This window comes from Streptomyces sp. NPDC000983 (assembly GCF_040299205.1).
In the GTDB taxonomy this organism is placed as follows: Bacteria; Actinomycetota; Actinomycetes; order Streptomycetales; family Streptomycetaceae; genus Streptomyces.
Window position 1 is genome coordinate 174,056 of sequence record NZ_JBEPBM010000003.1, and the last position, 17,274, is coordinate 191,329.

General features: G+C 69.8%; 17 protein-coding genes and 1 riboswitch. Of the genes, 10 read left to right on the forward strand and 7 right to left on the reverse strand.

The genetic code is table 11. The features are described from left to right. The first annotated feature begins 76 nt into the window (after nucleotides 1-76). From ABT296_RS04825 to ABT296_RS04835, 3 genes are all read left to right on the forward strand, one after another. A complete protein-coding gene (locus tag ABT296_RS04825) occupies nucleotides 77-337 on the forward strand; it encodes a UBP-type zinc finger domain-containing protein (RefSeq protein WP_351923226.1) in 261 nt (86 codons plus the stop codon). Between the two features lie 258 nt (nucleotides 338-595). After that, a complete protein-coding gene (locus ABT296_RS04830) occupies nucleotides 596-1,009 on the forward strand; it encodes an ATP-binding protein (protein ID WP_351923228.1) in 414 nt (137 codons plus the stop codon). Nucleotides 1,010-1,026: 17 nt separating this feature from the next. Continuing rightward, nucleotides 1,027-2,166 (forward strand): RNA polymerase sigma factor SigF, encoded by a 1,140-nt coding sequence (locus ABT296_RS04835; RefSeq protein WP_453166335.1) that lies wholly within the window; start codon nucleotides 1,027-1,029, stop codon nucleotides 2,164-2,166. A 6-nt stretch (nucleotides 2,167-2,172) separates the two neighbouring features. Here ABT296_RS04835 and ABT296_RS04840 read toward each other — a convergent pair whose 3' ends face one another. After that, the gene (locus tag ABT296_RS04840; RefSeq protein WP_351923232.1) at nucleotides 2,173-2,607 is read right to left on the reverse strand and encodes a hypothetical protein; all 435 of its coding nucleotides are present in this window, start codon (nucleotides 2,605-2,607) and stop codon (nucleotides 2,173-2,175) included. Nucleotides 2,608-2,754: 147 nt separating this feature from the next. Here ABT296_RS04840 and ABT296_RS04845 point away from each other — a divergent pair, with 147 nt between their 5' ends. Beyond that, nucleotides 2,755-3,723, forward strand: a complete 969-nt coding sequence (locus ABT296_RS04845) for a diacylglycerol/lipid kinase family protein (protein WP_351923234.1) — start codon at nucleotides 2,755-2,757, stop codon at nucleotides 3,721-3,723. 320 nt (nucleotides 3,724-4,043) lie between these two features. Then, entirely contained in the window at nucleotides 4,044-4,301 is a 258-nt protein-coding gene (locus ABT296_RS04850; protein WP_016639615.1) for a WhiB family transcriptional regulator, read from the forward strand. Between the two features lie 249 nt (nucleotides 4,302-4,550). Here the strand turns inward: ABT296_RS04850 and ABT296_RS04855 are convergent, their stop codons facing one another. After that, nucleotides 4,551-6,017, reverse strand: a complete 1,467-nt coding sequence (locus tag ABT296_RS04855) for a sensor histidine kinase (RefSeq protein ID WP_351923569.1) — start codon at nucleotides 6,015-6,017, stop codon at nucleotides 4,551-4,553. 397 nt (nucleotides 6,018-6,414) lie between these two features. Next, nucleotides 6,415-7,044 (reverse strand): TetR/AcrR family transcriptional regulator, encoded by a 630-nt coding sequence (locus ABT296_RS04860; protein WP_351923236.1) that lies wholly within the window; start codon nucleotides 7,042-7,044, stop codon nucleotides 6,415-6,417. Nucleotides 7,045-7,128: 84 nt separating this feature from the next. On the opposite strand from ABT296_RS04860, the gene ABT296_RS04865 reads away from it, so the two are divergent. Continuing rightward, complete coding sequence (locus ABT296_RS04865) at nucleotides 7,129-7,881, forward strand: SDR family oxidoreductase (protein WP_351923238.1); 753 nt, start codon at nucleotides 7,129-7,131, stop codon at nucleotides 7,879-7,881. 166 nt (nucleotides 7,882-8,047) lie between these two features. Beyond that, the gene (nagB, locus tag ABT296_RS04870) at nucleotides 8,048-8,833 is read left to right on the forward strand and encodes a glucosamine-6-phosphate deaminase (protein WP_351923240.1); all 786 of its coding nucleotides are present in this window, start codon (nucleotides 8,048-8,050) and stop codon (nucleotides 8,831-8,833) included. Nucleotides 8,834-8,898: 65 nt separating this feature from the next. Here nagB and ABT296_RS04875 read toward each other — a convergent pair whose 3' ends face one another. From ABT296_RS04875 to ABT296_RS04890, 4 genes are all read right to left on the reverse strand, one after another. After that, nucleotides 8,899-10,380 carry a glycoside hydrolase family 3 protein gene (locus tag ABT296_RS04875; protein ID WP_351923242.1) on the reverse strand — a complete coding sequence of 494 codons (1,482 nt, stop codon included), beginning with the start codon at nucleotides 10,378-10,380 and terminating at the stop codon, nucleotides 8,899-8,901. Nucleotides 10,381-10,389: 9 nt separating this feature from the next. Then, complete coding sequence (locus ABT296_RS04880; RefSeq protein ID WP_351923245.1) at nucleotides 10,390-11,220, reverse strand: carbohydrate ABC transporter permease; 831 nt, start codon at nucleotides 11,218-11,220, stop codon at nucleotides 10,390-10,392. Further along, nucleotides 11,217-12,209: a carbohydrate ABC transporter permease gene (locus tag ABT296_RS04885; RefSeq protein WP_351923246.1), complete on the reverse strand. Its 993-nt coding sequence runs from the start codon at nucleotides 12,207-12,209 to the stop codon at nucleotides 11,217-11,219. The genes ABT296_RS04880 and ABT296_RS04885 overlap by 4 nt, the downstream gene beginning before the upstream one ends. 75 nt (nucleotides 12,210-12,284) lie before the next feature. After that, entirely contained in the window at nucleotides 12,285-13,565 is a 1,281-nt protein-coding gene (locus ABT296_RS04890; RefSeq protein ID WP_351923247.1) for an extracellular solute-binding protein, read from the reverse strand. Between the two features lie 362 nt (nucleotides 13,566-13,927). On the opposite strand from ABT296_RS04890, the gene ABT296_RS04895 reads away from it, so the two are divergent. The 3 genes from ABT296_RS04895 to mctP all read left to right on the forward strand — a co-directional run bounded on the left by ABT296_RS04895 (nucleotide 13,928) and on the right by mctP (nucleotide 16,756). Then, on the forward strand, nucleotides 13,928-14,692 hold the full coding sequence (locus ABT296_RS04895; protein ID WP_351923248.1) for a GntR family transcriptional regulator: 765 nt from the start codon (nucleotides 13,928-13,930) through the stop codon (nucleotides 14,690-14,692). A 151-nt stretch (nucleotides 14,693-14,843) separates the two neighbouring features. Then, nucleotides 14,844-15,164, forward strand: a complete 321-nt coding sequence (locus ABT296_RS04900) for a DUF3311 domain-containing protein (protein WP_351923250.1) — start codon at nucleotides 14,844-14,846, stop codon at nucleotides 15,162-15,164. Beyond that, nucleotides 15,161-16,756 carry a monocarboxylate uptake permease MctP gene (gene mctP / locus ABT296_RS04905; protein ID WP_351923252.1) on the forward strand — a complete coding sequence of 532 codons (1,596 nt, stop codon included), beginning with the start codon at nucleotides 15,161-15,163 and terminating at the stop codon, nucleotides 16,754-16,756. The genes ABT296_RS04900 and mctP overlap by 4 nt, the downstream gene beginning before the upstream one ends. 257 nt (nucleotides 16,757-17,013) lie before the next feature. Beyond that, a riboswitch (cobalamin riboswitch) is annotated at nucleotides 17,014-17,153 on the forward strand. The last annotated feature ends 121 nt before the right edge of the window (nucleotides 17,154-17,274 follow it).

The window sequence follows — 17,274 nt, forward strand, 5'->3', positions numbered from 1 at the left end:
CGCCCTCGATCATCACCGTTCGCCCACCCTCGTTTTTCCGCGCGGCCTTCCGCGCACCCGTCGTAACCTGGCAATCATGAAACAGTGCACGCACGCCGACGCGCTGCCGCACCCGGAGCCCGTCCCGCTCACCGAGACGTGTCCCGAGTGCCTGGCGGACGGAACCCATCCGGTACAGCTGCGGCTCTGCCTCACCTGCGGTCACGTCGGCTGCTGCGACTCCTCGCCGGGACGGCACGCCACCTTGCACCACAAGGAGTCGGGACATCCGGTGATACGGACCTTCGAGCCCGGAGAGGCCTGGCGCTGGTGCTTCCTGGACCACGTCCTGGTGTGACCGGCACGACTCCGGATCAGGACGGTTCGACCGTCTGACGTCTGGGTACGTCAACCCGGCGCGCGCTCTTCCCATTTGGGCCCGCCGAACCCCTAGCCACGGAGCGTATCCGTAGGTTTACTATGAGTGACAGCGGGGGGTTGGGGTCCCGGGGACAGGAAAGTTCGGAGCGCGGTAGCGTCACCGCTGAACACACATCGCGTTACCCCGGGGGGCGACCCTCGGCCCCGAAAAGCTTGTACCACCTTGGAGGTGAGGGTGTCCCAGATCGCAGGCGAGCCCGCGACCCAGGACTTCGTGGAAGTCCGGCTGCCGGCTGCGGGTGCCTACCTGTCGGTGCTGCGTACGGCGACTGCCGGCCTCGCGGCCCGTTTGGACTTCACCCTCGACGAGATCGAGGACCTGCGCATCGCGGTGGACGAGGCCTGCGCGATCCTGCTCCAGCAGGCCGTGCCCGGCTCGGTGCTCAGCTGCGTATTCCGGCTCGTCGACGACTCACTGGAGGTCACCGTCTCCGCGCCGACCACCGACGGTCACGCACCGTCACGGGACACCTTCGCCTGGACCGTGCTGTCCGCGCTGGCGGGCAAGGTCTCCTCGGCCGTGGACGACGACAGGACCGTTTCGATCAGCCTCTACAAACAGCGCGGCGCGGGACCCGGGCCGGCGTGAAGGACGGGGACGGGCCGGTGCGGGACGAGGAGCGCGGCACACGGGAGCTGCCGGCCGGGACCGACGACGCGGCCGCTCCGGGCGGTTCCGGGCATGTGACGGAAGGCGTCGACGGCATTCCCGAGCAGGCCAGGCCGCACCCTGAGGACGACGCGGCCACCGCGCGGGCGGGCTTCCCGGACACCGCCGTGCAGGAATCGCCTCGGCAGAGGCGGATCGGGGGCACCCCCGGCCGGGCTGAGACAAGGGCTCGACAGAGGGCGACGGGCGGGACGATGAGCGAGCACGAGCGAGACGACGATCAGGCCGCGCCGGCCACGCGGCACGAGACACCGCAGCGCGAGGCACCACAGCAGGAGACGCACGAAGCACCGCGGCGCGAGACGCCGGTGCACACGCCGGCCCACGACCGCACCGGCGCGCGCGCCCTGTTCATCGAGCTGCGACAGCTGAAGGACGGCAGCCCGGAGTACGCGGAGCTGCGCAACAAGCTGGTCCGGATGCACCTGCCGCTCGTCGAGCACCTCGCCCGCCGCTTCCGCAACCGCGGTGAACCGCTGGACGACCTCACCCAGGTCGCCACCATCGGTCTGATCAAGTCCGTCGACCGCTTCGACCCGGAGCGCGGGGTGGAGTTCTCCACCTACGCGACCCCCACGGTCGTCGGCGAGATCAAGCGGCACTTCCGCGACAAGGGCTGGGCGGTGCGCGTACCGCGGCGGCTCCAGGAGCTGCGGCTGGCGCTGACCACGGCCACCGCGGAGCTGTCCCAGCTGCACGGCCGCTCCCCCACGGTCCACGAGCTGGCCGAGAAGCTGGCCATCTCGGAGGAGGAGGTCCTGGAGGGCCTGGAGTCCGCCAACGCGTACTCCACGCTGTCGCTGGACGTCCCCGACACCGACGACGAGTCGCCGGCCGTGGCGGACACCCTCGGGGCGGAGGACGAGGCGCTGGAGGGCGTCGAGTACCGCGAGTCCCTCAAGCCGCTGCTGGAGGACCTGCCGCCGCGCGAGAAGCGCATCCTGCTGCTGCGGTTCTTCGGCAACATGACCCAGTCGCAGATCGCGCAGGAGGTCGGCATCTCCCAGATGCACGTCTCCCGCCTGCTGGCGCGCACCCTGGCCCAGCTGCGGGAGAAGCTCCTCGTGGAGGAGTGAGGCGCGCTACTGCTGGGCGCCGCCGGGCCCCCGGATCCCGAGGGCCCGGGTCGTCTCGGCGTTGACCAGCAGCACCAGCGCGGTCACCGCCACCACGGCGAGGGCGATCCCGGCCGGGATCGCCATGCTGTCGGCCTGGAGCAGGTTGTAGGCCACGGGCAGCGCCAGGATCTGGGTGATCACGGCCGGGCCGCGGGACCAGCTGCGCCGGGCGAGCAGTCCGCGGGCGGCCAGCAGCGGCAGCAGCGCGAGCACGGCCAGCGTCACACCGCCGGTGACGGCCTGCTGCCGGTCGTCGGGGTCGCCGGTCAGGCCCAGGACGAGGATCCAGATCCCGCCGGCCACCAGGGCGAGCCCTTCCAGCGCGGCGAGCGCCGCCGCGTAGGTCAGCCGCCGCGGGCGGGGTCCGGCTTCCGGGGCGGGGGTCTGCTCAGCACTCACCCCTGAAGGGTAGCCGTCGCCGGGTCCGCTCCCCCGGGCACCCGGGGCACCTCGTGGACGCCCGTGGCGAGGTTCACTCGCCGATTCTCCTATTGAATCCCCGGCTCGGTGTGGGATCGGTACCCCCCAGTAGGTACCCTGCCATCCATGCGTGCACTTCTCGTGGTCAATCCGGCGGCAACCACCACAAGCGCACGTACGCGCGATGTCCTGATCCATGCACTCGCCAGCGAGATGAAGCTGGACGCGATCACGACCGAGTACCGCGGCCACGCCCGCGACCTCGGCCGGCAGGCGGCGGAGAGCGACGACATCGATCTGGTGGTCGCCCTCGGCGGTGACGGCACGGTCAACGAGGTCGTGAACGGTCTGCTGCACGCCGGCCCCGACCCCGAGCGGCTGCCGCGGCTCGCGGTGGTCCCCGGCGGGTCGACCAATGTCTTCGCCCGTGCGCTGGGCCTGCCCAACGACGCGGTCGAGGCCACCGGCGCGCTGCTGGACGCGCTGAGCCGGGAGAGCGAGCGGACGGTCGGCATGGGTATCGCCGCCGGGACGCCGGGCACCGAGGACGAAGGGGTGCCGTCCAGGTGGTTCACCTTCTGCGCGGGGCTCGGCTTCGACGCGGGAGTCGTCGGCCGGGTCGAGCAGCAGCGGGAGCGGGGCCGGAAGTCCACGCACGCCCTCTATATGCGTCAGGCCCTGCGCCAGTTCCTCCAGGAGCCGCACCGGCGGCACGGCACGATCACGCTGGAGCGGCCCGGCGCCGACCCGGTGACCGATTTGGTGCTTTCCATAGTCTGCAACACCGCTCCGTGGACCTATCTGGGCAATCGCCCGGTGTACGCCTCGCCTAAGGCCTCGTTCGATACGGGGCTCGACGTACTCGGGCTCAGCCGGATGTCCACGGTCGCGGTTGCCCGGTATGCGACCCAGTTGCTCACTTCGTCCCCCGAGCGGGGACCGCACGGCAGGCATGCCGCCTCACTGCACGACCTTGACCAGTTCACCTTGCATTCGAAGGTCCCGCTGCCCCTTCAGATGGACGGCGATCACCTTGGACTGCGTACGAGCGTGACGTTCACAGGCGTACGCCGTGCACTGCGTGTGATTGTGTGAGCAGAAGGCGCCAAAGTCCTTTCACTCGAACGTTTAGACCACGGTCCACCCCATGGAAGTACGGCTGTGACCTAGTCGACACCGAGGAATCAAAAAAAACTTTCCAGAAGGGGTTGTATCCGCCGCTGAGGTTTGCGAGTCTCTACGTGGCGATCGGGACAGCCCGCAACACCGGCTCCCACAGATCACCGGAACCCCTCTTCAACTCACAGGACCACGGCAGGGAAACCTGACGGGCGGCCCTTCACTTGTTGAGGGATTCGTGAAAGCGTTCACATTCACAAGCAACCCGCACGTAATACCAAGGAGAGGTAGCAGCCATGGACTGGCGTCACAACGCCGTTTGCCGCGAGGAAGACCCCGAGCTCTTCTTCCCCATCGGCAACACCGGTCCTGCGCTGCTGCAGATCGAGGAAGCCAAGGCCGTCTGCCGTCGCTGCCCGGTTATGGAGCAGTGCCTGCAGTGGGCGCTCGAGTCCGGTCAGGACTCCGGCGTCTGGGGTGGTCTCAGCGAGGACGAGCGTCGCGCGATGAAGCGCCGTGCCGCCCGCAACCGGGCCCGTCAGGCATCTGCCTGACACACCCACCCCGCCTGAGCTTGGCGGCGCGTACAGCGAGTACGCATCTCCCGCCCCCGAGCCGCAGCGCGCAGTACCCCCGATCGATGCTCCCCCTGAGCCCCAAAGGGCGTGGGGGTACCCCCATCGCACGAGCTTTGAGCCCCGGACCGAAGAGGTTCGGGGCTCATTGCTTTTCGGGTCCGGCGCACGGGGTCGATTTCCGCGGCCCGAATGCACGGGCCGCGCCCCTCCATCACCGCCCCGCGGCTATTTGTGCCCCCGCACCGGAATGTCCAGGATGACCTGGGTGCCGCGCTCCGGCGCCCGGACCATGTCGAACGAGCCGCCCAACTCCCCCTCGACCAGGGTCCGTACGATCTGCAGGCCCAGGTTGCCCGCGGTGCGCGGGTCGAATCCCTCGGGCAGGCCCACGCCGTCGTCCTGGACGGTGACCAGCAGGCGGGCCTCCTTGGTGGTGCCGCCGCGGACCGCCGAGACCTCGACGGTTCCGGTCTCGCCCTGGCGGAAGCCGTGTTCCAGGGCGTTCTGCAGCACCTCGGTCAGGACCATGGAGAGCGGGGTGGCGACCTCGGCGTCGAGGATGCCGAAGCGTCCGGTGCGCCGGCCGGTGACCTTGCCGGGCGAGATCTCGGCGACCATCGCCAGCACCCGGTCGGCGATCTCGTCGAACTCCACGCGCTCGTCGAGGTTCTGGGAGAGCGTCTCGTGCACGATCGCGATCGAGCCGACCCGGCGGACCGCCTCTTCGAGCGCTTCCCGGCCACGGTCGGACTCGATGCGCCGGGCCTGGAGGCGCAGCAGCGCGGCGACCGTCTGGAGGTTGTTCTTCACCCGGTGGTGGATCTCCCGGATGGTGGCGTCCTTGGTGATCAACTCACGTTCGCGACGGCGCAGTTCGGTCACGTCGCGGAGCAGGACCAGGGAGCCGATGCGGGTGCCCTTGGGCTTGAGCGGGATCGCGCGGAACTGGATCACGCCGTCGTCCGACTCGATCTCGAACTCCCGGGGCGCCCAGCCGCTGGCCACCTTGGCGAGCGCCTCGTCCACCGGCCCGTGGGTCGGGGCGAGTTCGGCGGTGGTCTGGCCCAGGTGGTGTCCGACCAGGTCGGCGGCAAGGCCGAGGCGGTGGTAGGCGGACAGGGCGTTCGGGGAGGCGTACTGGACGACGCCGTCCGCGTCCACCCGGATCAGGCCGTCGCCGACCCGGGGCGAGGCGTCCATGTCGACCTGCTGGTTCGCGAACGGGAAGGAGCCGGCCGCGATCATCTGGGCGAGGTCCGAGGCGCTCTGGAGGTAGGTCAGTTCCAGGCGGCTCGGGGTGCGCACGGTGAGCAGGTTGGTGTTGCGGGCGATGACGCCGAGGACCCGGCCGTCCCGGCGGACGGGGATCGACTCGACGCGGACCGGGACCTCCTCGCGCCACTCGGGGTCGCCCTCGCGCACGATGCGGCCCTCGTCGAGGGCGGCGTCCAGCATGGGGCGGCGGCCGCGCGGGACGAGATGGCCGACCATGTCGTCCTGGTAGGAGGTGGGGCCGGTGTTGGGCCGCATCTGGGCCACCGACACATACCGGGTGCCGTCGCTGGTGGGGACCCACAGGACGAGGTCGGCGAAGGAGAGGTCGGAGAGCAGCTGCCACTCCGAGACCAGCAGATGGAGCCACTCGAGGTCGGACTCGTCGAGGGCGGTGTGCTGGTGGACCAGCTCGTTCATGGAGGGCACGGGTGCGAGCGTACCTGGCGGTTTGTACGGCTCTGAAACGGTGCCGGAAACACCCGCGGGCCGCGGCGCCTGAGAGGGACCCTCAACCCTCCCGGCACCGCAGCCCGGAGCAACAACGGCCGTGGGGTGTGCGGTCCCGGTCGGCCGAAGGATGAGGATCCGGAGCAGTCAGGGCAGAGAGCACCGGTTCCTCGGTCCGCCTTCCTGTGCGGGGAAGGCGGAAGTCCGCGTCCTCGTATCACATGGACTCTTCTTGACCATTGTGGACTAGACCACTCGGTGTGTCCATGCGTCGGAGGGTGTACGTGGTGGTGACGGATCCTGCGGGGCGGCCTCGCCAACTACTCGGACTTCCCAGCATTCACCACGCAGCCTAACCCTTGCGGGTTCATGTGCGGGGCCAGATGGACAGGGCAATTTCCGCGAGCGCCTCCAGTTCCGCCCGGCTCGCGCCGTCGCGCGCCTGTTGGGACATGCCCTGGACGATCGCGCCCGTGCAGCGGGCCAGTGCGCCGGCGTCGGTGCCCTCGGGGAGGACGCCGGCGGCGACGTCCGCCCGGATCCTGTCCTCGACCGCGGTGATGCCGGCGTTGCGCCGGTCGCGCAGGGACTCCCCCACCTCGGGGCTGGTGCAGTTGGTGGCCGCGTGGGCGTAGAGGCAGCCGTGCGGGCGGTCGGGGGAGGTGTACCGGACGGCGGCCTCGCGCAGGATGCGGTGCACGGCGGCGCGGGCGGTGGGCTCCTCGGCCAGGGCGCGCTCACCGAAGGCCGCGTACCGCCTGCCGTACTCGGCCACGGCCTCGTCGAACAGGGCCCGCTTGTCCCCGAAGGCTGCGTAGAGGCTGGGGGCGCCGATGCCCATGATCCGGGTGAGGTCGGAGACGGAGGTGGCCTCGTAGCCGTTCTCCCAGAAGGCCATGACGGCCTTCTCCAGGGCGGTCGCGCGGTCGAAGGAGCGGGGGCGGCCGCGACGGCCGGCGGTGGGCTGGGCGCCCTCGGTGCTCACCATGGAGTGCATTTTATAGCGAGCACTAGAAAACGGTCCGTCCCGCGCAGTAGCTTATTTCTGTAGCGATCGATAGCGAATGGGGAGGGGTGTGGCATGGGCGTGCTCACGGGCAGGACGGCGCTGGTCACGGGGGCGAGCAGGGGCATCGGACGGGCTGTGGCCGAGCGGCTGGCGCGGGACGGCGCCCGGGTGGCCGTGCACTACGGCAGCAACGAGGCGGCGGCGAAGGAGACGGTGGCCGCGATCGAGGCGGCCGGGGGCAGGGCCTTCGCGATCCGCGCCGAGCTGGGGGTCGCGGGGGACGCACGGACCCTGTGGGACGCCTTCGACCGGCATGCGCAGGGCGTGGACATCCTGGTGAACAACGCGGGGGCGGCCTTCTTCGCGACCGTCGGCGAGACGGACGAGGAGCTCTACGAGCGGACGCACGCGCTCAACGCCAGGGCGCCGTTCTTCATCGTCCGCGAGGGCCTGTCCCGGCTGCGCGACCACGGCCGGATCGTCAATGTCACCGCGGCGACCGAGGCCGGCATACCCGCCATCGCCGCGACCCACATGGCCAAGGGCGCGGTCACGGCACTGACCCGCTCCCTCGCGGTCGAGCTGGCGCCGCGCGGCATCACGGCCAACTCGGTCGCGCCCGGCTTCGTCGACACCGACCTCACCGGCGCCGTCCTGGCCGATCCCGGACTGCGGGCGCACGCCGAGTCGGTCTCGGTCTTCGGGCGGGTGGGGACGCCCGCCGAGGTCGCCGACGTGGTGGCCTTCCTCGCCTCGCCGGACTCCCGCTGGGTCACCGGTCAGCACCTGGACGCGACGGGAGGTGCGCTGCTGAGCCTCCAGTAGCGGGGTGTGCCGGACGGGGGGAATCATCGCCCGTGAGGGGTGCGCGAAGGCGTCCGCGGCGCCCGCGTCCACCTGGGAGGGAGGGCCCTCCTCTGTTAGATTGGTCTAAACCACATAGCCCTCTCGGGTACCGGTTGAGTCCCCTCTCCAGATCGGCAGGCCCAGCGTGGAAGTTGTCATCGTTCCGGACGCCAAGGCGGGTGGCGAGCTCATCGCCGAGGCCATGGCACAGCTCCTGGTGCGCAAGCCCGACGCCCTGCTGGGCGTCGCCACCGGGTCGACGCCGCTGCCCATCTACGAGGCGCTGTCGGCGAAGGTGCGCTCCGGTGCGGTGGACGCCTCCCGGGCGCGGATCGCGCAGCTCGACGAGTACGTGGGCCTGCCGGCCGAACACCCGGAGTCCTACCGCTCGGTGCTGCGGCGCGAGGTGCTGGAGCCGCTCGGGGTCGGCATGTCGGCCTTCATGGGCCCGGACGGGACCGCCGAGGACGTCCAAGCGGCGTGCGAGGCGTACGACGCGGCGCTGGCCGGGGCCGGGGGCGTGGACCTCCAGTTGCTCGGCATCGGGACCGACGGGCACATCGGGTTCAACGAGCCGTGTTCCTCGCTGGCCTCCCGTACCCGGATCAAGACCCTGACCGAGCAGACGCGGGTGGACAACGCGCGCTTCTTCGACGGGGACATCGCGCAGGTGCCGCACCATGTGATCACCCAGGGGATCGGCACGATCCTCGAAGCACGGCATCTGGTGCTGCTGGCGACGGGTGAGGGCAAGGCCGACGCCGTCGCGGCGACCGTGGAGGGGCCGGTCGCGGCGGTGTGCCCCGCCTCGGCGTTGCAACTGCACCCGCACGCCACGGTCGTGGTGGACGAGGCCGCCGCCTCCAAGCTGAAGCTCGGGGACTACTTCCGCCACACCTTCGCCAACAAGCCTGCCTGGCAGGGCATCTGAGCCGGACGCGCGAAAGGCGCCGGTCACGCCCTCCGAGGAGGGCGTGACCGGCGCCTTCGTCGTCGTCAGCCCCGCGAGCCGGCGATGATCTCCGCGGCCGCCCGGCCGCAGACCCGGGCCGCGCCGTGGGTGGCCAGGTGGAGGGCGCCCCTCGGCTCCGACTGGGGCACGCCCATCTCGACCACGACCGTGTCCGGGCGCTTGTCCAGCAGGGTGTCCAGGGTCCGGGACATCCAGGCGTGGCGGTGCTCGTCGCGGACCACCGCGACGATCCGGCGGTCGCCGGCCGCCTCCAGGGCGGCGAGGGCGGCGGACTCGTCGGTGCAGTGGGCCGCCTCGGTGCCGGGGAGCAGTTCGGCCAGTTCGGCGCCCACGCCCCACGGGGTCTCGTCGCCCACCGCGATGTTGGCCACGGGGCTGAGCGCGAGCACGTAGGGCGGCTCGGTCAGCGGGGTGTGGGCCTCGGTGCGGGTCACCCGCACGGCTCGGCGGGCGGCCACCAGGCCGATGTCGGAGCGGACCGGGTCCCCGGCAGGGGCCGCGTCCACCGTCCAGCGGGCCAGGGCACGGACCCGTTCCGCGGCCTGCGCCAGGCGCTCCTCGGCGAGTTCACCGGCGCGGACCGCGGCGACCAGGGCGTCGCACAGGCGGCGTACGGTCTGCTCGTCGTTGAGCCCGCCGCCCACGCAGATCGCGTCGGCGCCGGCCGCCAGGGCGAGGACGCTGCCGCGTTCGATGCCGTAGGTGGCGGCGATGGCCTGCATCTCCATGCCGTCGGTGACGATCAGGCCGTCGTAGCCGAGTTCGCCGCGCAGCAGGTCGGTGAGGATGGGGCGGGAGAGTGTGGCCGGGAGGCCGGCGTCCAGGGCCGGGACCAGGATGTGGGCCGTCATGACGGCGCGCGAGCCGGCGGCTATGGCCGCGCGGAACGGCACCAGTTCACGCTCGGTCAGCACGTCGAGGCCGACCTCGATCCGGGGCATCGCCTCGTGGGAGTCGATCGCGGTGTCGCCGTGGCCGGGGAAGTGCTTGGTGCAGGCGGCCACGCCCGCGGCCTGGAGGCCGGTGACGTAGGCGGCGGTGTGCCGGGCCGCGAGGCCGGTGTCGGCGCCGAAGGAGCGGACCCCGATGACCGGGTTGTCCGGGTTGGAGTTGACGTCGGCGGACGGCGCCCAGTTGAAGTTGACCCCGCAGGCGGCGAGGCGGCGGCCGAGTTCATGGGCGACCTCGCGGGTGAGGTCGACGTCGTCCACGGCGCCGAGGGCGTGGTTGCCGGGGAAGGAGGAGCCGGTGCGGACCTCCAGGCGGGTGACGTCGCCGCCCTCCTCGTCGATGGCGACGAGGACGTCCTCGCGTTCGGCGCGCAGTTGGGCGGTGAGCGCGGCCACCTGTTCGGGAGTGGCGATGTTCCGTCCGAACAGGCCGACCGAGGCGAGGCCCTCCCCGATCCGGCGCAGCAGCCAGTCGGGGGCGGTGGTGCCCGGGAAGCCGGGCTGGAGGACGGTGAGGGCGTCCCGCGTCAGGGTGTCGCTGGCGAATGTCGTCATCGGGTGGCGTTATCCCTTCACGGCGCCGTCGGTCAGTCCGCTGACCGCGCGGCGCTGGAGGAAGACGAAGAGGATGAGGATCGGGACGGCGAAGAGGGAGGAGGCCGCCATGGTCGCGCCCCAGTCGTCGCCGAAGACGGTGCGGAAGCTGGTCAGCCACAGCGGCAGGGTCTGCGCCTCGGCGTCCTTGTTCAGGACCAGGACGAGGGCGAACTCGTTCCAGGCGGTGATGAAGCCGAACAGCGAGGTGGCCATCAGACCGGGGGCGAGCAGCGGCAGGATGACCCGGCGGAAGGCCTGCATCCGGGTGCAGCCGTCGACCATCGCCGCCTCCTCCAGCTCGGCCGGGACCGCGGCGACGAATCCGCGCAGGGTGAGGATGGTGAAGGGGAGGATCATCATCGTGTAGAAGGCCGTCAGCGGGACGAGGCTGTTGAGCATCTCGGCGTCCCGGACGATCATGTACATCGCGATGATCATGACTTCCCAGGGCGCCATCTGGGCCAGCATGAAGCCGATGATGAAGCCGCGGCGCCCCTTGAACCGCATGCGCGCCAGGGCGAAGGCGCCGGCCAGCGAGATGGCGAGGGAGAAGAGGACCGCGCAGACCGTCACGGTCAGGGAGTTGGTGACCAGGGTCCAGAAGTTGTCGACCCCGGTGGCCGTCTTGAAGTGTTCGAGGGTGACGTCGGTCGGGAACCAGACGGGGTCCTCGGAGATGATGTCGCCGGTCGGCTTGAAGGCCGTGGCGAACATCCAGTACACGGGGAAGACGAACCCGATGAACAGGACGACGGCCGTGGCGTTGGGCCAGATGCGGCCGAAGAGCGAGCGCTTCACAGCCCGGCCTCCTCTTCCTTCTCTTGCTTGAGCACGATCCGCAGGTAGTAGGCGGTGAGGCCGAGCAGGATCAGGATGGTCAGCAGGGCGATCGCGGCGCCCATGCCGTAGTGCTGGTTGCCGACGCCCTCGATGTAGGCGTAGACCGGCAGGATCTCGGTGAGGCGGTCGGGGCCGCCCTGGTTGAACGTGTAGACCTGCACGAACGCCTTGAAGATCCAGATGACTTCGAGGAACGTGGTCGCGTAGAGGAAGGGCCGCAGGAACGGGAAGGTGACCGTGGCGAAGCTCTTCCAGGCGCCGGCGCCGTCGAGGGAGGCGGCCTCGTAGAGCTCGGCGGGGATGGTGGTGGTGGCCGCGTAGAGGTTGATCGCCACGAAGGGGATCGACATCCACACGATCAGCATCGTGACCACGAAGAACGTGGACATCTGGTCGCTGGTCCAGCTGTAGTCGGCCATGGAGTGCCAGCCGAGCTTGTCCAGCACCCAGTTGACGACGCCGAAGCGCTGGGCGAAGAGCCACTGGTAGACGGTGGTGGCGGCGACCACGGGCATGGCCCAGGCCAGCACCAGGCCGATCATCAGCGTGAACCGCATCCGCTTGCCGAGGCGGGCGAGGAGCAGGCCGACGAGGGCTCCGAAGATCATGGTCAGGGCGACGTTGACCGCCGTGAACAGGATCGAGCGCAGGGTGACGCGCCAGAAGTCCTCGCTGCCGAGGACCTCGGTGTAGTTGTCGACGCCGTTCCACTCGGTGACGTGCTGGATCAGCTGCGCCATGTTGAGGTTCTGGAAGGACAGCAGCGCGTCCTTCAGCAGCGGCCAGCCGAGCAGCAGCACGGAGGCCGCGCAGGCCGGCAGCAGCAGGAGGTACGGGGCGAGCGCGCCGATGCGGGAGGCGGCTCTCGGGGTGGGCCCGCCGGATCCCGAGGGGTCCTTGCGGACGTCCGCCGGGCCTGTGGGCGGCCGTTCGGTCTGCACGGTCATGCTCGCGTTCTCTTCCTCCTCGACCTACCTGAACGCGGGAAGGGGGCCGCGCGAGCGGCCCCCACCCGAGTGCGCCTACTGCTGCTGCGACAGGCGCTTGTTGAACTCTTCCTCGACCTGGGCGGCAGCCTCGGCCGGGGACTTGCCGTTCAGCACGGCGGTCATGTAGGTCTTGATCGGGTTGGGCGCGTTCTCCACCGCGGCCCACTCCGCGATCAGCGGCGTGGTGCCACCGCCCGCGGCGGCCGGAGCGGCGGCCTCGGCGACGACGTTGCCCGCGAGGTTGCTCTGCAGCGACTCCTTGTTGGGGATGACGCCGTTGAGCTTGGCGAGCTGGCCCTCGTGCTCGTCGGAGAGGGCGATCCGCAGGAACTCCTTGGCCAGCTCCTGCTTCTTGCTGCCCGCGGCGACGGCGAGGTTGGAGCCGCCGAGGAAGACGCCCTCGGGCTTGTCGGCCGTGGCACCGGGGATGGTGAAGTAGCCGATCTCCTTCTCGATCTTCTTGTTGGCCTCGATGGCGATGCCGGCTTCCCAGCCCATGCCGATGAAGGCGCCGACCTTGCCCTTGCCGAAGACCTCACCCTGCTGCGGGGTGGCCTCGTCCTTGTCCTTGGGGGCCTCGGACAGGGCCTGGAACTTCTTGTAGGTCTCCATGGCGGCGGCGACCTTGGGGTCGGCCAGGTTGGAGACGTACTTGTCGCCGTCCTTCTTGACCAGCTCGGCGCCCTCACCGATGGTGAGGCCGACGAAGTGGTACCAGTTCTGGCCGGGCAGGTAGATCGGCTCGGCGTCGGTCTTCTCGCCGATGGTCTTCAGGTCGTCGTAGAACTCGTCCCGGGTCTTGGGGGTGTCCTTGATGCCCGCCTCGGCCCAGATGCTCTTGTTGTAGAGGACGACACGGTTGGCGAAGTACCAGGGCGCCGCGTACTGCTTGCCCTCGAAGACCGAGGAGTTGTTGAGGGACTCGGTCCAGTCCCCGCCGATCTCGGTCTTGAGGTCGGCCAGGTCGGCGAGGCCGCCGGTCTTGGCGTAGGCCGGGGTCTGGGTGTTGCCGATCTCGAAGACGTCCGGCGGGTTCTCCTCCGACAGGGCGGTGGTCAGCTTCTGCTGGATGCCGTTCCACTGCTGGACCTCGAACTTGACCTTCGCCTTGGTCTTCTTCTCGAAGGCGGCGGCGACGTCCTTCTGCCACTGGTCGGGGGAGGAACCGTCCATCACCCAGACGGTGAGGGTCTGGCCCGCGTACCCGTCCGCGCCGGCCTTGCCGCCCTCGTCGCTGCCGTCGTCGCTCCCGCACGCCGCGATGGAGACCATCATTGCCGCGACACCGATCGCGGATATGAGCTTGCGCTTCACGCCACCCTCCTCAGGGATGCCCACGAAACCCCCCTGGCTCCCCCGCGTCACGTGGGGCCGGGACCTGGACCAATGGTGTAGACCAGTACCCGGAGCTTGGCCCAGACCAACAGGCCTGTCAAGGGTGCTCGAATCGGCTCTGACCAGCCGTTATGGGACCTACATATGAAGGAACCTTTAAGTAACAAGGCAGCGAAAACACCGGCCGAGGAGCGCATGCTTCCGGTAGACCACTTGACCCGATGGACTAGACCAAAAGCGACGGGCGGAGGTATACAGAGGGGATCACGGAGCGTACGGGGCCATCCCGGTACGCTGCCGTGCCACGATGTGAGCCGCATCCGGAGCCGGGAAGGCAGAGCATGAGCACCGACGTCAGCAGTGCGGAGCACGAGGGTGGGGCCACCGTCCGTACCGCGCGCGTGCCTAAGTACTACCGCTTGAAGAAGCACCTGCTCGACATGACGGAGACACAGGCACCGGGCACCCCGGTCCCGCCCGAGCGCACCCTGGCCGCGGAGTTCGACACCTCCCGCACCACGGTGCGCCAGGCCCTCCAGGAACTCGTCGTCGAGGGCCGGCTGGAGCGGATCCAGGGCAAGGGCACCTTCGTCGCCAAGCCCAAGGTCTCCCAGGCGCTGCAACTGACCTCGTACACGGAGGACATGCGGGCCCAGGGTCTCGAACCGACCTCCCAGCTGCTGGACATCGGGTACATCACGGCCGACGACCGCCTCGCCGAGCTGCTCGACATCACCGCCGGCGGCCGGGTGCTGCGCATCGAGCGGCTGCGCATGGCCAACGGCGAGCCGATGGCGATCGAGACCACCCACCTGAGCGCCAAGCGTTTCCCGGCGCTGCGCCGCTCGCTGGTCAAGTACACCTCTCTCTACACGGCACTGGCCGAGGTCTACGACGTCCATCTCGCCGAGGCCGAGGAGACCATCGAGACCTCGCTGGCCACACCCCGCGAGGCCGGACTGCTCGGCACCGACGTGGGCCTGCCGATGCTGATGCTCTCCCGTCACTCGCTGGACCGGGACGGACTGCCGGTGGAGTGGGTGCGCTCGGTGTACCGCGGCGACCGCTACAAGTTCGTCGCCCGCCTGAAGCGCCCTCAGGACTAGGGCTGTCCGGAGGACTTGGGGGATCGGCGCCAGGGCTTCCGACCCGTCGTGTCCGATCCGTTATAGGGACGAGGGGTTCCGTTTGCATGACGGCGTGACCTAGATTGCCTGCGCGTTACCCAGGTGATCTGCGAGGGGACGGAGCCGTCAGATGTCAGAGGCCCCAGAGGTCAGTGGAGAGCCGGTGGTGACGCCCGTGCGCGTCATCATCGGCCTCTGCCTTTTCGCGCCGTTCGTGGCGATGTTGTGGGTGGGCTCGTACGCGAAGGCCGACCCGGAGTTCATCGGCATCCCGTTCTTCTACTGGTACCAGATGGCCTGGGTGCTGCTGTCGACCGCGCTGACGATGGTCGCCTACCAGCTGTGGCAGCGTGACCAGCGCGCCCGCGCCCGCGCCCGCACGACGGCGGCTTCGACCTCGGCCCCGACCCCGAACTCGGACTCCGCCTCGGCGAAGGGCGGTGCCGAATGAACGACGGCGTGAACGGCGTGGCACTCGCCGTCTTCATCCTCTTCTTCCTGGCCGTGACGGTGATGGGCTTCCTCGCCGCTCGCTGGCGCAAGGCCGAGAACGAGCACAGCCTCGACGAATGGGGCCTGGGCGGGCGGTCGTTCGGCACCTGGGTCACCTGGTTCCTGCTCGGCGGCGACCTGTACACGGCCTACACCTTCGTGGCCGTCCCGGCGGCGATCTACGCGGCGGGCGCGGCCGGCTTCTTCGCGGTGCCGTACACGATCCTCGTCTACCCGCTGATCTTCACCTTCCTGCCCCGGCTGTGGTCGGTGTCGCACCGGCACGGATACGTGACGACCTCGGACTTCGTGCGCGGACGCTTCGGCTCCAAGGGCCTGTCGCTGGCCGTCGCACTGACCGGCATCCTCGCCACGATGCCGTACATCGCCCTCCAGCTCGTCGGCATCCAGGCGGTGCTGGACGTGATGGGTGTCGGCGGCGGGGAGGACACCAACTGGTTCGTCAAGGACCTGCCGCTGCTGATCGCCTTCGGCGTGCTGGCGGCGTACACCTACTCCTCCGGGCTGCGCGCGCCCGCCCTGATCGCCTTCGTCAAGGACACCCTGATCTACCTGGTCATCGCGGTGGCGATCATCTACATCCCGATCAAGCTGGGCGGCTTCGACGAGATCTTCGCCAAGGCGGGCGAGAAGTTCACCAGCACCGGCACCGGCGGTCTGGTCCCGCCGGAGGCGGGCCAGTGGACCTACGCCACCCTGGCGCTCGGCTCGGCACTGGCGCTGTTCATGTACCCGCACTCGATCACGGCGACGCTGTCGTCCCGGAGCCGTGACGTGATCCGCCGCAACACCACCATCCTGCCGCTGTACTCCCTGATGCTGGGCCTGCTGGCGCTGCTGGGGTTCATGGCGATCGCGGCCGGGGTGAAGGTGGACAACGGCCAACTGGCGATCCCGCAGCTGTTCGAGAACATGTTCCCGGCCTGGTTCGCGGGCGTGGCCTTCGCGGCGATCGGCATCGGCGCGCTGGTGCCAGCGGCGATCATGTCGATCGCGGCCGCCAACCTCTTCACCCGCAACATCTACAAGGACTTCCTCAAGCCCGACGCCACGCCGGCGCAGGAGACCAAGGTCTCCAAGATCGTGTCGCTGCTGGTGAAGGTGGGCGCCCTGGTCTTCGTGCTGACGATGGACAAGACGGTCGCCATCAACTTCCAGCTGCTGGGCGGCATCTGGATCCTGCAGACCTTCCCGGCCCTGGTGGGCGGCCTGTTCACCCGCTGGTTCCACCGCTGGGCGCTGCTGGGCGGCTGGGCGGTCGGCATGCTCTACGGCACGGTGGCGGCGTACGGCGTGGCCTCGCCCACGCAGGCCCACTTCGGCGGCTCCTCGAAGGAGATCCCCGGCATCGGCGAGATCGGGTACATCGGGCTCACGGCCTTCGTGCTCAACCTGGCCGTCACGGTGGTCCTGACCTTCGTGCTGCGGGCGGCGAAGGCCCCGGAGGGCGTCGACGAGACGAGCCCCGGGGACTACACCGCGGACGCGGGCGACCCGGGTGTGCAGAAGGACCTGGCCCCGCTGCACTGAGCGTTGCCGCCACGACGGGCCGCCGGACAGCACGCGCTGTGCGGCGGCCCGTCGTCGTACGTACCCACGCGCCGTACGGCGGCGGCCCGTCGCCGTACCCACGCCCCACGCCCCACGCCCCGTGCCCCGTGCCCCGTGCCCCAACCGGAACCCCGTGCCGGAGCATCGCGGGTTCACTCTCCTCATCTGTCAGTTGACGCTCTGAAGCCAGGGCGACACAACATCTGGGGGTACCACCGCGCCCCGGCACAAGATGTATGCTCGTGCTCGCTGCCGCCGCAGGGGAATCCGGTGTGAATCCGGAACTGTCCCGCAACGGTGTACCTGTGCATGTCCGTTCCCCGAACAGACCTGCACAGGAGTCAGTCCGAGGACCTGCCGACAGCGCGCCCGGCCATCCGGCCGGTGCGCTTTCGACGTCCGGGCCTCGTGGAATGGGCCGGTGGACGCGACGCCCCGTGCGCTCGTGAGCCGCCCCCTGCCCTCCGCAGAGCCCTGTGCCGAGCGAGGGAGAGCCC